This window comes from Neisseria sicca VK64, from assembly GCF_000260655.1.
GTDB lineage: Bacteria > Pseudomonadota > Gammaproteobacteria > Burkholderiales > Neisseriaceae > Neisseria > Neisseria sicca_B.
In genome coordinates this window covers 1-13,816 of record NZ_AJMT01000183.1, presented here as the reverse complement: position 1 = coordinate 13,816, position 13,816 = coordinate 1, and the positions used below count along the sequence as shown (strand labels likewise).

Genomic DNA, 13,816 nt, shown 5'->3' with positions numbered 1-13,816 from the left:
TTCCGCCGTAAAGAACGCGGATTTTAACATCGCTTCCGCACAAAGACAAGATTTCTTTGTAGATGAATGCGTGCATGTCGGCAATTTGTTCTACGGTGGCGACTTTGCCGGTGCCGATTGCCCATACCGGTTCGTAGGCGACGGCGATGTTTTTGGTGTTCAGTCCATGCAATACGGAGAGTTGGTGGGCGATGACTTCGTGTTCTTTGCTGGCTTCGCGCTCCTCAAGGCTTTCGCCGACGCACAATAGGGGAATCAGACCTACGTTGAGGACGTTTTCCATTTTGCGGCGTTGGATTTCGTTTTTCTCACCGAAATAGAGGCTTCGTTCGGAGTGTCCGATGAGGACGATGTCTGTGCCGATATCGGCGAGCATTTCTGCGGAAACTTCGCCTGTGTAGGCGCCGTTGTTGGGGAAGCGGCTGACGTCTTGGGCGCAGGTGAGGATGCGGTTGTTGAGGACAATCTGCATGGCGTTGTGCAGTTGCAACAGGTAAACGGTCGGGGCGGCGAGGCCGATGAGGACGCGTTCGGCGGTGGGCATGATGCGGAAGCGGTGCATGAGTGCGTTGTTGTTTTGGAGTCGGCCGTTCATTTTCCAGTTGCCGATGACCCATTTTTGATCCCACATTCCGATTTGGTGATACATCTTTTTTGCTCCGTGTTGTGTTTCTTTGGCTGTACGCTGCGTGTAGCGCGATGTAACGTGAAGTTTAGTGGATATACGACGGGTTAGCAACTTGAAACGGGATGCCCGGGGTCGTCTGAAATGCTGTTTCAGACGACCTGTTTTATAATAACTGCTTGAGATACACATATATAGGACATGGCTATGCACGCGCTTCATTTTTCGGCTTCGGACAAGGCCGCGCTTTATCGGGAGGTGTTGCCGCAGATTGAGTCTGTGGTGGCGGACGAGACAGATTGGGTGGCGAATTTGGCGAACACGGCGGCGGTTTTGAAGGAGGCGTTCGGCTGGTTTTGGGTGGGTTTTTATTTGGTCGATACGTGTACGGACGAATTGGTTTTGGCGCCGTTTCAGGGACCTTTGGCGTGTACGCGGATTCCGTTCGGACGCGGGGTGTGCGGTCAGGCTTGGGCGAAGGGCGAGACGATGGTCGTCGAGGATGTGAACGCGCATCCCGACCATATTGCCTGCTCGTCTTTGTCGCGTTCGGAAATTGTGGTTCCGCTGTTTTCAGACGACCTCTGTATCGGCGTGTTGGATGTGGACAGCGAGCATTTGGCGCAGTTTGATGAAACGGATGCTTTGTATTTGGGCGAACTGGCGAAGATTTTGGCGAAACGGTTTAAGGCTTCGCGTCAGGCGGCTTGAGACCGAAAAAACGGGCGGGCGGAGCGCGCTGAAGTTGGCGCGGCGGGAGTGTGGTTTTATAATGTCTGCCATTGCTAAAACAATTATTTAACGGAGCACAAAATGGATTTTGAAAAAGCGCGGTTCAACATGGTCGAACAGCAAATCCGTCCGTGGGATGTATTGGATTTTGACGTTTTGGACGCTTTGGAGGAGATTCCACGCGAGCGTTTCGTGAACGAGTCTTTGCAGGGTTTGGCGTATGCCGACATGGAGCTGCCGCTTGCCAACGGACATAAGATGCTCGAGCCGAAAATCGTAGCGCGGTTGGCGCAGGGTTTGAAGCTGACCAAAACCGATACGGTTTTGGAAATCGGTACGGGTTCGGGCTATGCGACCGCGCTTTTGGCGAAACTGGCGGGCAAAGTGGTTTCAGACGACCTCGATGCCGAGCAGCAAAACCGCGCCAAAGCAGTGTTGGACGGCTTGGCTTTGAACAATATCGATTATGTGCAAAACAACGGGCTGACCGAGCCTTCCGCGGGCGCGCCGTTTGATGCGGTTTACGTCGGCGGCGCGGTGGACCGCGTGCCTGACGTATTGAAAGAACAGTTGAAAGACGGCGGCCGCATGGCAGTCATCGTCGGCCGCCGGCCGGTACAGCGCGCGCTGCTGATTACGCGCAAGGGCGGCGAATTTGAAGAAAAAGTCCTGTTCGACACGCTGGTCGCGCATTTGGACGACAAAGAAAACCGTCCTTTCGGCGATTTCGATTTTTAATCTTTTTTGAAATCAAAGGTCGTCTGAAAACCAGCCGGACATGGCGAAACGTTTTCAGACGACCTTTCATCGTTTCCATCATTTCACACACACACAACATCATGACGATCCCGCAACTCACCCCGCTGCAACTGCAACAATGGCAGCAAGAAGGTCGCGCCTTCCATCTGCTGGACGTGCGCACCGACGAGGAAACCGCCGTCTGCGCCCTGCCTGACGCCATCCATATCCCGATGAATCTGATTCCGCTGCGCCAAAACGAGCTGCCCGACGACGATTTGCCGATTGTCGTTTACTGCCACCACGGCATCCGCAGCCTGCATACGGCGATGTATCTGGCGGACGCGGGTTTTGAAAATCTGTTTAACCTGCAAGGCGGGATTGATGCTTGGGCTTTGCAGGTGGATGGGACGATGGCGAGATATTGAGATTTCGGATAGGAAAGGGCGGTAGGCATGGCTGCCGCTTTTTTGTGTTCGGATGATTCGAATATAAAAAAATCCTGAAATCCGTTTGCCGGTTTCAGGATTTTTGTTTGGGTACTGTTTTTCAGACGACCTTGTATGCAGGGGGCGTCTGAAAACCTTTATCTTTGGGTATTGGGTTTAACCCATCAACGTTGAAACCAATCGCCAAGGGTTTAATGATTCAGGCGTTTTGGGCTTCACGCTGCCAAAGGGTTTTTTGGGCGAAAACCAGTTTGTTGTCCGTAAATTTCACGTTTTCCAGACGCAACGACCAAACATCGCTTTTCATCGCGCGGGCAAACGGATGGGCTTTGTAATAGAGGGCGAGCGCTGCTTTTCTCTCTGTTTCGTCGGTCAGCAGTTGCGCGTTGGCTGTCAGCTGTATGCCGTTAATTTTAGCGATATTTTCCGGCTGGCCTGCGATGGTTCCGGCGATGTTCGGATTTTTCAGCATCAGGCTGCCGTGTTTGGAACGTGCCGAAGTCAGGACAATCAGCCTTGCTTGCGCTTCATCGGGCACATAAAAGCAGCAGGCGCTCCAAATTTCGCCGTCTGCGGCTGCCGCAATGCTGATCACATGGTTGGCGTGTAGGAATTTGATGATGTTGTCGGGGATGGGCTGCATGATGGATTTCAATTGAAAATGGTTCGGAAAGCTTGGATTAAAAACTTTCCGAACCGTTGTCCGTTTAGCGTTTCATTTCGCTTTCAATGGCGCGGATATTGGCCTGACGGTCGTTGACGGCTTGGGTCAGGCGGCTGATTTTTGCCTGATCGCCTTTTTTCTTGGCGACATTCAGTTGCGCCTGCGCCCTGACCAAAGCCACTTGTTCGTTGCGGACTTCGTTTTCCAAGATTTGCTTGCGGGTCAGTTGCGGTTTGGGTTTGGATGCCGGCAAGATGGGTGCGGGCAGGATTTTGGCTTTGCGGTTCAACTCGGCGGCGCGGGCTTTGGCTGCTTTCAGGTCGCCGACGGAAGTCGCTTCGCCAAGCTTGCCGTTGCGCAATTTGATGTCCAAACGGGGATTGGCGGCTTCTGCCGTGTTGGTTACGCTGCCGCCCGTCGTGCGCGGCAAGACTTTGATGTCGCCCGGCTCGGGAGCGGCTTCCCCGAGGGCTTCTTTCAGGTCGACACGCTCGGGTACGGCCCTGCCGGCTTCTTCAGGGCTGACGTTTGCAGTGCCGTCCGTATGGGATTCGGTGCAATCGTTGCCGATTTTTTTCTCGGTAAATACTGCGTTGCCGTCCACTTTGCAGATATAGCCGGCTTGTGCGGAGAGGGCGGCGCTTCCCAGCCCGAAAGCCAAAATCAGTCGGTAAAAAATCGGTTTCATCTTTATTTCGGTATATGGCAAAGGTTTTGATTATACTATGCAGCCAGTTATAACGAATCAACTTATTTCAAACAAGGTAAAATTTTCCGATGCCGCCTATCATTGTGAAACGCTGCACGGGGATATCGTGGCGCAAACCTAAACAGGCTGCGGCGATTATTGGGTTAAATATATTGGTTAGGCGGCTGGCGGGGTAGGTGTTCCTCCGTTTCGGCTGCTCCTTAGTTTAAATAATGTCCATTTTTCTATTTTCAAACAACGATGACAAATTCTTTCCTGATTGCCGGCGTTGACGAGGCAGGGCGGGGGCCTTTGGTCGGCAGCGTGTTTGCCGCCGCCGTTATCCTGCCGCCGTCTTACCATTTGCCCGGTTTGACCGACTCTAAAAAACTCAGCGAGAAAAAACGCGATACGTTGGCGGTCTTGATTAAAGAACAGGCGCTGGCATGGTGTGTCGCGCAAGCCGATCCGCAAGAAATTTTCGAGCTGAATATCCTTCATGCCACGATGTTGGCAATGAGCCGCGCCGTACACGGGTTGGCGATCAAGCCCGATAAGGTGTTTATCGATGGCAACAGAGTGCCGAAGGACCTTGGCGTGGATGCCGAAGCGGTGGTCAAAGGCGACAGCAAAATCATGGAAATTTCGGCGGCTTCCGTTTTGGCGAAGACGGCGCGTGATGCCGAGATGTATGCGCTTGCCGAACGTTATCCGCAATACGGTTTCGACAAACACAAAGGCTACGGCACGGCGCAACACCTCGAAGCCTTGCAGCGATACGGCGTATTGCCCGAACACCGACGCGATTTCGCGCCCGTTAAAGCCTTGTTGGCTCAGGGAAAGCTCTTTGAGTAAACGTTTGCCTGATTTCTTTTTTCAGACAACCTCTGTCCGTATTCTTAAAATTTGTTTTTACCCGAACTTCTAAACTTACCGCGCGGAACACAACAAGGACACAAAGCCGTCCTTGCCTCAAACAAGGTCGTCTGAAATTTCAGACGACCTTTTCACATGCCCTCAATATGCTATTTATCAATACTCCGCCGAATGCCAAAACGGCTGCCCTACGGTCGGCGTACTCGCTTGCGCTTTGGTGCGCGCTTCGACCGGTTCGGCTTCAAATGCCAGCCGTCCGGCCTCGACGGCAAGTGCGAAGGCGCGCGCCATGTTGACGGGGTCGCCGCTGCGGGAGACGGCGGTGTTCAGCAATACGCCGTCAAACCCCCATTCCATCACTTGCGCCGCCTGCGAAGGCAAACCCAAGCCTGCGTCGATAATCAGCGGCGTATCGGGCAGGCGTTCGCGCAGGACGTTCAGCGCATAGGCGTGAACCGCGCCCAAACCCGTGCCGATCGGCGCTGCCCACGGCATTAGCGCCTGACAGCCCGCGTCGAGCAGGCGGCGGCAGGCAATCAGGTCTTCGGTGCAATAAGGCAGTACTTTGAAGCCGTCTTTAATCAGGATTTCTGCCGCTTCGACAAGCTGGAAGACGTCGGGCTGCAACGTGTCGTCGTCGCCGATGAGCTCGAGTTTGATCCAATCGGTTTCAAATACTTCGCGCGCCATCTGCGCCGTCGTAACCGCTTCCTGTACGCTTTGGCAGCCTGCTGTGTTCGGCAGCACCGGGATACCGATTTCTTCCAAAAGCGACCAAAACCCCTGACCGTGCGCCTCGCCGCCGCTTCCCGCACGGCGCAGCGAGACGGTAATCATCGCGGGGCGGGCGGTTTGGACGGATTGTTTGAGGATTTCAGGGGTCGGGTAGGCCGCCGTGCCGAGCAGCAGCCGTGAAGGGAAAGTTTCTCCGTATAGGGTGAGCATGATGGGTTCCTTTTGTCCTGATTTAAATTTAATCTACTATAACGTTGTTTTGGGGGCAGGGGTCGTCTGAAAAGGCAAAACCGCCTAGCCGCCGACCACCGGCCGCACAATATCGACTTTGTCGTTTTCGTTCAAAACCGTTTCCGCATATGCGCCTTTGGCGACAAATCCGGTATTCACCGCGACGGCAAAAGGCTTTTGCGGCGCGGTTTGGGCGATAAGGTCGGCAACGGTTGTGCCGTGAAGTTCGGCGGGTTCGCCGTTTAAGATGATGTTCATGGTTTCTCGATATTTCGTAGGTAAGTTTCTTTATTCGCGATGCGCCTGCTCTTGCTTGAACCCGTCGCCCCATTCCTTCAATGCCGTCAGCACGGGCGCAAGCGTTTTGCCGTAGTCGGTCAGGCGGTATTCCACGCGCGGCGGGACTTCGGGATACACGGTGCGCAAAATGATGCCGTCGGCCTCCAATGCGCGCAGTTGGGCGGTCAGCGTGCGTTGCGACACATCGGGCAGGATGCGGCGGATTTGGTTGAAGCGCAGCGTGCCGTCCGTGTGCAGGCGGTAGAGTATTGTGCCTTTCCATTTGCCGCCGATGACGGAAAGCGCGGCTTCCACCGAGCAGCCTTCGGCGCAGTCGTAGCTTGGGTGCGGTGTGCGGGGCATGGTGGTATCCTTTATGTAACTATCTGAAAAACAAGTGCGTTCTTGTTAATGATATGCTTCAGGCGCATGATACACGCTTTCAGACGACCTAACAGGAGAACCTTATGAAAGCCATCGGTTTCAACCGCCCTTTGCCCGTTTCCAACCCTGAAGCCCTGCTCGACATCGAAATGCCCGAACCCGAACTGCGGCCGCACGATATTTTGGTTGCCGTGCAGGCGGTTTCAGTCAATCCTGTCGATGTGAAAGTTCGGGCGGCGCATACGCCTGCGGCAGGGCAGTACCGCGTATTGGGTTACGACGCGGCAGGCATCGTTCAGGCGGTCGGCAGCGAAGTGCGGCATTTCAAAGTCGGCAACGAAGTGTATTACGCGGGCGCCCTCAACCGCCAAGGTTCGAACGCACAATTACAGGCGGTGGACGCGCGCATTGCCGCCAAAAAACCGCGTTCGCTGGATTTTGCCCAAGCCGCCGCGCTGCCACTGACGGCGATTACTGCATGGGAAACGCTGTTCGACCGCTTGGACGTGAACAAACCCGTGGCAGGCGGCGCCAATGCGCTGCTCTTAATCGGCGGCGCAGGCGGGGTCGGCTCGCTTGCCATCCAGTTTCTGAAAAAGCTGACCGACATTCAAGTCATCGCCACCGCTTCCCGCCCCGAAAGCCGCGCGTGGGTAGAGAAATTGGGTGCGGATTTCGTTATCAATCATCATGAAAACATGGCGGAACAGGTTGCCGCGTTAAATATCGGCGCGCCATCGTTTGTTTTTTCCACCAATCATACCGACCGCCATCTGCCGCAAATCGTGGAACTCATCGCCCCGCAAGGCAGAATCGCACTGATTGACGACCCCGAAACGTTGGACGTGAATCCGCTCAAAGGCAAAAGCCTGTCGCTGCATTGGGAATTTATGTTTACCCGCCCGCTGCGCGAAACGGCAGACATCGAACGGCAGGGCGAAATCCTGGTCGAAACAGCGCGGCTGGTGGATGAAGGCATCATCCGCCCGACTGCCACCCAAATCCTGCACGGCATCAATGCTGCCAACCTGCGCAGCGCACATGAGATGCTGGAACGCGGGGATATGGTCGGTAAACTGGTGGTGGAAGGCTGGGACAACTGAATCCGCCGATTATTTTTACGCCGTTATGCCCGCTTCTGCCTGTATGGCATCCGAAATGACGGCAATCGAATATCCTAATTGAGCAGGTCGTCTGAAATTTGGCTTTCAGACGACCTTATTCATTCCACAAAGCCTGAAACGCTTTAACCACCGCTTCGGGATTTTCCGCTTCGGTAACGGCGCGGACGACGGCGAGTGAGGAAACGCCGGTTGCCAATACATCTTCGGCGTTGTTTAAATCGATGCCACCGATGGCGACGACGGGCGTGCCGACTGCCTGTTTCACATATTCGCGCAGTTTGTCCAAGCCTTGCGGGGCGGTGGGCATTTGCTTGGTTGTGGTCGGGAAAATTGCGCCGCTGGCGACGTAGCTGGGGTGTACGGACAGGGCGCGGTCGAGTTCGGCGACGGAGTGCGTACTTAAACCCAAACGCAAACCAGCGGCGGCGATGGCGGCAAGGTCGGCGGTGTCCATGTCTTCCTGTCCGAGATGTACGCCGTATGCGCCCACTTCTATCGACTCGCGCCAGTGGTCGTTGATGAAAAGCTGCGTGCGGCTGCCCCGACAGGCGGCGACGCAGTGGGCGATTTCGCGTTTTAATTCATCGTCGTACAAGGTTTTACAGCGCAGTTGCACCGTGTCGGCACCTGCTTTGACCATGCGCTCCACCCAATCGGCGGTGGGAACGACAGCGTAGAATTTGAGCGGGGATTTTAGGGGCGGGAAGGTCATGAGGTGTCCTTTTAAGTTATCGCTGATGGCGTTCCTGCAGGCGTTCGGTATGCGCCCGCAGTTTTTCGCCGTCGGCTTGGTATTCGTTTGAAGACAGCACGGCAGTTGCCGCTTCTATTTCCTGAGGCAGCAATAAGGTCGTCTGAAAACGTCTAATATAGGATGCTGCCTGTCTGATACGGCAGACATTCGGCGGCATTTGCGTTTTCAATTCGCAATCACCGAGAAAAACCACCATCGAATGAAATTTTTCTTCCGGCAGTTGCAGCAGTTCGGATAATGCCTTGATGTGTGCGTAATTCTGGCGCAACGGATTTTGAAAGTAGTGTTTCTGCTTATAGACGACTTGTGTCCATTTCGATTGCTTCTCGCTGCCGAAAATCCAACCTGTGTAATTCTTGGTTTCTATGACAAATATCCCGAAAACCGAAACATAGATATGGTCGATTTGCGTCGTGCCGCTGCGGGACGGAATAATCAAATCGTGAAATTCGATATAGGTTTCTTCATCCAAATCTTTTCCGATTACTGAACGGACTGCCCGTTCGCCTATGCGTCCTTTCACTTTGGGGTTTTGGAGCAGCGCTTTCAAAAGAAGCAGGGGAATGACGAGCAGGAAAATCCAAAAGATACCTGACAGGTTTCCTATTGCTTGTTCAATCATGACGTTTTCCTTTTTGTTTTATTGTTTAATGAAAGTGAGCCCGGTATAGCCATCTGATGAGGTCGTCTGAAACTCATTTTCTGCGTTTCAACAAGGCTTCTGCTTCGGGATAGTCTTTCAAGCGAAACGGATTGTCGTTTTGACCGCTTTTCTGTCTTTCGGGTTGTTCGGCAAGTGTACTGCGGATTGCGCGGCGCAGGTGGGTTTTCAGCGGAAGCGGTGTTTCTTCTCCGACAGGCAGGGCGTAGAGCCGTTTGCCGTCGGCGCCGGCGAGAAAGCGTTCGCCTTCAACGGTGTTGCCTTTGCCGTCAAACAGGACGATTTCGTAATACGGATAGCCTTGAACTGGTGGCGACACGATTTCAAAGCGGTAGGCAGCGCGTTCTTCGGTAGTTTTGTATGGCGAATGGCGAACTGCTTCCAGCCCGACAATCAGGTTTTTGTAGTGGTTGATGCGTTGCAAAATATCGCGTTCGGCAGCGGTGTAGGCAAACGGGTGCGGATAAAATTTGCCGTTTCGTTCGATGTCGGAAGCGGCGCGGCGAGTGTCGCTGGGGGCAACGGTATTGCCGCGTGCGTCCATCATGCCCCAAGTGCCGCCCTGTACGGCAGTGTGCTCTTCGTCCACGCGCACTTCTCGGCAGCCGTCGCAAAATGTGGCATAGCCGTATTCAAACGGTCCTGCCCAATCGTGTTGGGCGGGCGTGACCAAGTTGCCCGCGCGGTCGGCAAAATCGACCTTGCCGTCTTTTGAAACATAGCGGCGTTTGCCTTCCGAAAAATAGTCTGCGGTCAAGTCGTACATCATCGGCTGATATAAAAACCTGCCCTGCCGCGAATGCAGGAAGAAGGGCGAATAGGCAACTTTGCCTCGGACTTCTCGGCTGTTGTCGGTAAACAGCAACTCGCCGTCGGCGGTTTCGCCGTGTTTGACGTGTTCGCACATAAATTCGCAGTGGTATTGCGCAGGGACGATGATTTTGCCGCTTGTGGTTTTTGCACCGAATTTGCCGTTTTGTTTGAAATAAATGATTTTCTCGGCAGAACGCGGTTTGGGGTCGTCTGAAATCTTGGGCGCAGCAAGGGCGGCGGAGTGGGCGAGTAAGAGCGCAGGCAGTAAATACAGGGATTTCAGATTCATTGGAAACCTTGCTGATATTAAGTAGATTGATGACGATCGGCGTTGGCGCGCCTTGCCGTATTATATTCATACAGGCTGGTGTCGGGGTGTGCCGATTTGCTGTAAAACCTATGCCGCGGCGTTTTCAGACGACCTCAAACTTATTTTCCAATATACGCCAAACCGCTTTCTTCATCACGTTCGGGCGCGTCTTTTCCGTCAAACAGGGCGACCGCCAATCTGACGGCGGCGGCGGTTACGGCGGGGGAAATCATGAAACCGTGGCGGAAAAGGCCGTTGATTTCAATCAGGCGTCGGGCGCGGTTGTAACGGATTTCGGGGTTGTGATGGTTGAGCGTGGGGCGCAGGCCGGTGGCGATTTCGAGAATGTCGGCTTCGCCGAAGGCGGGGTGGACGGCATAGAGTGCGGACAAGAGTTCCAACCCGGAACGTACGCTGGCTGGAGCTTGGCTTTCGCTTTCGATTTGGGTCGCGCCGATGACGAAGATGTGGTTTTCTTTTGGGGCGATGTAGAGCGGATAGCGCGGATGGAGCAGGCGCACGGGGCGGTTGAGCGTGATTTCGGGCGTATAAACCCGCGCCACTTCGCCGCGTATGCCGCGCAAGGTGCTGGTGTGTTCGGGGGATTGGTTCCACGCGGTTTTTGCACCGTAACCGCGGCAGTCGATCAGCCAGTCGTATTGGGCTTGCAGGTCTTCGGGGGCGCATTCGTGTTCCCAATGGCAAGGGACGTTCAGCCCGTCCAAAGCGTCGGCAAGTGCAGACAAGATTTGCCGTCCGTCGAGCTGGCCTTCGGTCGGCAGGTAGATGCCGTCTGAAAAACGTCCGCCGAGTTGCGGTTCGCGTTCGGCGATTTCATCGGCGCGCCAACGGACGATTTCGTCATCCGCTACGCCGCCGCGTTTGAGATGGCGGACGAACTCGCCGGATAATGGCTTGTCCTGCCCGTGCCACACGATCAGGCTGCCGTTTTCCTGCATCATGGTCGGCGTTTTCAGACGACCTCGGATGTTGTGCCACAGCGGAACACTCTGCCTGCCCAGTTTGATGACTTCAGGCGTGGCTTCGACCGCCTCCGAAGCCGGTGCGAGCATGGCGGCGGCAACATAAGCGGCGGCGTGTTCGCCTTTGCGCCCACCTTTGTCAAAGAGGGCAACCGATAAACCTTGTTCTGCAAGTTGTAAGGCAGTCAGACGGCCGCAAAGGCCGCCGCCGAGAATGGCGATACGGGGCATGGTGGATTCCTTTGTAGTATGGTGCAATCGGGAAGTCGAAAGATAAGACGGGAGCGGAATCCACCGAATGGCGGGAAATGCGGGAAAGGGAACGGAAGCCTTTTCAGGCGTTTGACAGCTTGTTTCCTACGCAGGCATTACCCCGACAGGTTCTACGGATTCCGCTGATGCGGTCTCAGCTGTTTGCGGGAACAAGCAGCACTCCGACAAGAGGTTTCCAGTTTACATAAAATCGATTGCTTTGGCAAAGTCAGGTCGTCTGAAAAATGGGTTTTCGTATTTTCAGACGACCTGTTGCCAGGCATTTGGGCCGGTTGGGGAAATGGCGTTAGGGAGAAGCGCATCGGCATTATTGATATATACTGTCGCCAATGAACAAGGGGCTTTGCGTTGAAATTCGTTTTTGCGAAAAGCGCCGAAGTAGGTTTATTTATAGTGGATTAAATTAAATCAGGACAAGGCGACGAAGCCGCAGACAGTACAGATAGTACGGCAAGGCGAGGCAACGCCGTACTGGTTTAAGTTAATCCACTATAAATCAGGATTGGATTGTCAGGATTACCATGTTTCAGCTTGCCTATTTTCAAATGGTCGGTGCCGGTAAAGCACGCAATCAGGATGCCTTGTTTGACGGCACGGCGGTGCGTCAGGTCAGGCTGCACAAAACCCGCGTGTCCGAGGCGGACGATGCCGTGCGGCTGGCAGTGGCCGACGGTGTATCCAGCAGCCCTGCCGCGCATCTTGCCAGCCGGTTTTGGTTGGACGCCTTCGTGCGCGAGGGCGATGCGGAAGGGCGTTTCCTGCGAAGGTTGCACGGCAGCTTCTGCGACACGCTTGCCGAGGAATATTTCGGCTCGTCCTCGACTTTCGCTTCGGCAGTCGTTGAGGCGGACGGTTTGTGCCGCATCTGCAATGTCGGTGACAGCCGTGTTTACCATATATCGGCAGAGGGGCGTTGGCGGCAGGTAAGCCATGACCACACTGTGTTGGCGGATTTAATTGAGCAGGGGGAAGCGCGGGCAGATACGGAATACGCCGATATGTACTATGCTTTGGCGCACTGCCTGATAGCGGATGACGAAGAAACCCATTTTAAAATTTTTACCGATTCTTTGACCTTGCAAAGAGGCGAGGCAGTTTTGGTTTGTTCTGACGGGCTGCACGATGCGCTATCTCATGAACGCTTGGAAGCATTATGGAACGCTTCCCCTTCGTTGCCTGATAAGTTGGAAGCCTTACGTCGGGCAGTAAAAAAGGTTCCCTATCATGACGATTGTTCGGTAGCAGTATGCCTGCGGCAAGGATAGCGAACCAATCCTAAAATCGGTTACGCAGTTTCTTGAGAACATTTCAAAGGATTGGTTGTAAAGGGTCGTCTGAAAAGGGATTCTCTGTTCAATTCATATTTCGAAAAAAGTATTTTAACCATCTCATCAACGCCGCCAGCAGTATGCCGATCGACAATCCCATCAAGGCTGCCTGCCACGTCCATTTGATCAGTAGCGCGCTGACCAAACCGCCGATTGCGCCGCACAGATATTTGTCGCGCCGTTTGAATTTAAACGTCTGCTCGGCTAAACCTTCTTCAATAAGCCAAGTTGCAAAGAGCGAAACCAACGCTAAAAATGAGCCGATAATAAGGCGCCAGGGCGTATCCACACGGCCAAGGACTTTATCCAGAATTATTTTCCCGTCGAATAACAGTCCGAGAATAATGGAGCCGGCCAGCAATATCACATAGCCCACCATGTTGCCGGTGACGAGCCAGTCAAGAATTCGTTCGCATAGTTTTTTGAGAAACTTCATGGGGTTTGTCGTTGGGTTGGATGGGAAAGTAAACTATGTTTTCTTCGGGAAATTCGGGAAAGCTGTTTTATTGTATTAAAACTGAGTTTTCAGACGACCTTCGGACTATTTCACGTTGCTTAATCCTGCCAAAACGATGTCCAACCGAATTTTTCGGCAATATCGTCGCAAAGTTCCTCCTGCATGGTGGCAAGATTGGTGTAGCTGTTGGTGTCGTGCACAGAAAAATAGGCGGGCAGGGTGGAGGCGGTGTTTTGCGCGGCGGTTCGGAAGCAGTTCGCAAACCAATGGCTGAAATATTCGTGTAGCCCGCTGTAAAAATCGTCTACAGCATCCCATACTTCGTCTTCTTCGTTCTCGTCCTGTCCCAAGCCGTATATCTCGTCTTCCACATCTGCATCAAATTCGGGCAGGCATTCTTCGGGGAAGTCTATGATGCCGTCGCCTAAATAGCCGCCATTTGGGTTGCGCAGCCAGCCGTAAACAGAGAAATCCTGATATTCGTATTCCATAATCAGTGCCACGGCCTGATCAAATGATTCGTTTTCATCTGAAAACCCCCAATGCCTGCCCTGCAATATTTCTTGGATAAAGGCGGTCAATTTGGGAGCGCGTTCGGCGCAGTCCTGCATAAATTGAGTTTTATATTGTTGCATCAGTTGCTTTGCTTGGGTGGAGAGCATGGTTTTTCCTTGTTGTTGAAGGTTTCGGGTCGTCTGAAATTTGATAACCC

Annotated in this window: 18 protein-coding genes and 1 riboswitch; of the genes, 6 read left to right on the top strand and 12 right to left on the bottom strand. The window is 53.7% G+C overall.

The annotated features are described in order from the left end of the window. Positions 1-649, bottom strand: a 649-nt coding sequence (locus tag HMPREF1051_RS10640; protein WP_003768407.1) for a triose-phosphate isomerase family protein, incomplete at its 3' end; no start/stop codon positions are given. Positions 650-832: 183 nt separating this feature from the next. Between HMPREF1051_RS10640 and HMPREF1051_RS10635 the strand changes: the two genes are divergently transcribed. From HMPREF1051_RS10635 to HMPREF1051_RS10625, 3 genes are all read left to right on the top strand, one after another. Continuing rightward, positions 833-1,336, top strand: coding sequence for a GAF domain-containing protein (locus tag HMPREF1051_RS10635; protein ID WP_155815322.1), 504 nt, complete (start codon positions 833-835; stop codon positions 1,334-1,336). A 102-nt stretch (positions 1,337-1,438) separates the two neighbouring features. Then, complete coding sequence (locus tag HMPREF1051_RS10630; RefSeq protein ID WP_003768411.1) at positions 1,439-2,095, top strand: protein-L-isoaspartate O-methyltransferase family protein; 657 nt, start codon at positions 1,439-1,441, stop codon at positions 2,093-2,095. Between the two features lie 101 nt (positions 2,096-2,196). Further along, on the top strand, positions 2,197-2,523 hold the full coding sequence (locus HMPREF1051_RS10625) for a rhodanese-like domain-containing protein (RefSeq protein WP_003768427.1): 327 nt from the start codon (positions 2,197-2,199) through the stop codon (positions 2,521-2,523). A gap of 220 nt (positions 2,524-2,743) precedes the next feature. Here HMPREF1051_RS10625 and HMPREF1051_RS10620 read toward each other — a convergent pair whose 3' ends face one another. Together HMPREF1051_RS10620 and HMPREF1051_RS10615 are read right to left on the bottom strand one after the other, a co-directional pair. Then, positions 2,744-3,187 (bottom strand): pyridoxamine 5'-phosphate oxidase family protein, encoded by a 444-nt coding sequence (locus HMPREF1051_RS10620; protein WP_003768440.1) that lies wholly within the window; start codon positions 3,185-3,187, stop codon positions 2,744-2,746. A 64-nt stretch (positions 3,188-3,251) separates the two neighbouring features. Then, positions 3,252-3,896, bottom strand: coding sequence for a hypothetical protein (locus HMPREF1051_RS10615; protein ID WP_003759290.1), 645 nt, complete (start codon positions 3,894-3,896; stop codon positions 3,252-3,254). A gap of 261 nt (positions 3,897-4,157) precedes the next feature. Here HMPREF1051_RS10615 and rnhB point away from each other — a divergent pair, with 261 nt between their 5' ends. Further along, the gene (rnhB, locus tag HMPREF1051_RS10610) at positions 4,158-4,751 is read left to right on the top strand and encodes a ribonuclease HII (RefSeq protein WP_003768409.1); all 594 of its coding nucleotides are present in this window, start codon (positions 4,158-4,160) and stop codon (positions 4,749-4,751) included. Positions 4,752-4,928: 177 nt separating this feature from the next. On the opposite strand, the gene HMPREF1051_RS10605 is transcribed toward rnhB, so the two are convergent. From HMPREF1051_RS10605 to HMPREF1051_RS10595, 3 genes are all read right to left on the bottom strand, one after another. Further along, positions 4,929-5,717, bottom strand: a complete 789-nt coding sequence (locus HMPREF1051_RS10605; protein ID WP_003768412.1) for a thiazole synthase — start codon at positions 5,715-5,717, stop codon at positions 4,929-4,931. Between the two features lie 84 nt (positions 5,718-5,801). Beyond that, positions 5,802-5,996, bottom strand: a complete 195-nt coding sequence (thiS, locus tag HMPREF1051_RS10600; RefSeq protein WP_003684673.1) for a sulfur carrier protein ThiS — start codon at positions 5,994-5,996, stop codon at positions 5,802-5,804. Positions 5,997-6,026: 30 nt separating this feature from the next. Then, positions 6,027-6,380: a winged helix-turn-helix transcriptional regulator gene (locus HMPREF1051_RS10595; protein WP_003684634.1), complete on the bottom strand. Its 354-nt coding sequence runs from the start codon at positions 6,378-6,380 to the stop codon at positions 6,027-6,029. Positions 6,381-6,484: 104 nt separating this feature from the next. On the opposite strand from HMPREF1051_RS10595, the gene HMPREF1051_RS10590 reads away from it, so the two are divergent. Beyond that, the gene (locus HMPREF1051_RS10590; RefSeq protein WP_003768415.1) at positions 6,485-7,504 is read left to right on the top strand and encodes a zinc-binding alcohol dehydrogenase family protein; all 1,020 of its coding nucleotides are present in this window, start codon (positions 6,485-6,487) and stop codon (positions 7,502-7,504) included. A gap of 115 nt (positions 7,505-7,619) precedes the next feature. On the opposite strand, the gene thiE is transcribed toward HMPREF1051_RS10590, so the two are convergent. The 4 genes from thiE to HMPREF1051_RS10570 all read right to left on the bottom strand — a co-directional run bounded on the left by thiE (position 7,620) and on the right by HMPREF1051_RS10570 (position 11,277). Further along, positions 7,620-8,237 (bottom strand): thiamine phosphate synthase, encoded by a 618-nt coding sequence (gene thiE, locus HMPREF1051_RS10585; RefSeq protein ID WP_003768418.1) that lies wholly within the window; start codon positions 8,235-8,237, stop codon positions 7,620-7,622. Positions 8,238-8,253: 16 nt separating this feature from the next. Further along, positions 8,254-8,901 (bottom strand): nuclease-related domain-containing protein, encoded by a 648-nt coding sequence (locus HMPREF1051_RS10580; protein ID WP_003768442.1) that lies wholly within the window; start codon positions 8,899-8,901, stop codon positions 8,254-8,256. A gap of 73 nt (positions 8,902-8,974) precedes the next feature. After that, positions 8,975-10,042 carry a WG repeat-containing protein gene (locus HMPREF1051_RS10575; RefSeq protein WP_003768428.1) on the bottom strand — a complete coding sequence of 356 codons (1,068 nt, stop codon included), beginning with the start codon at positions 10,040-10,042 and terminating at the stop codon, positions 8,975-8,977. A gap of 140 nt (positions 10,043-10,182) precedes the next feature. Then, positions 10,183-11,277, bottom strand: a complete 1,095-nt coding sequence (locus HMPREF1051_RS10570) for an FAD-dependent oxidoreductase (protein WP_003768429.1) — start codon at positions 11,275-11,277, stop codon at positions 10,183-10,185. Between the two features lie 106 nt (positions 11,278-11,383). Beyond that, positions 11,384-11,493, bottom strand: a riboswitch (TPP riboswitch). A 347-nt stretch (positions 11,494-11,840) separates the two neighbouring features. On the opposite strand from HMPREF1051_RS10570, the gene HMPREF1051_RS10565 reads away from it, so the two are divergent. Beyond that, on the top strand, positions 11,841-12,584 hold the full coding sequence (locus tag HMPREF1051_RS10565) for a PP2C family protein-serine/threonine phosphatase (RefSeq protein ID WP_003768424.1): 744 nt from the start codon (positions 11,841-11,843) through the stop codon (positions 12,582-12,584). 88 nt (positions 12,585-12,672) lie between these two features. Here the strand turns inward: HMPREF1051_RS10565 and HMPREF1051_RS10560 are convergent, their stop codons facing one another. Beyond that, positions 12,673-13,083, bottom strand: a complete 411-nt coding sequence (locus HMPREF1051_RS10560) for a hypothetical protein (protein WP_036493005.1) — start codon at positions 13,081-13,083, stop codon at positions 12,673-12,675. Positions 13,084-13,202: 119 nt separating this feature from the next. Next, on the bottom strand, positions 13,203-13,816 hold a 614-nt coding region (locus HMPREF1051_RS10555), incomplete at its 5' end, for a hypothetical protein (RefSeq protein ID WP_231286316.1).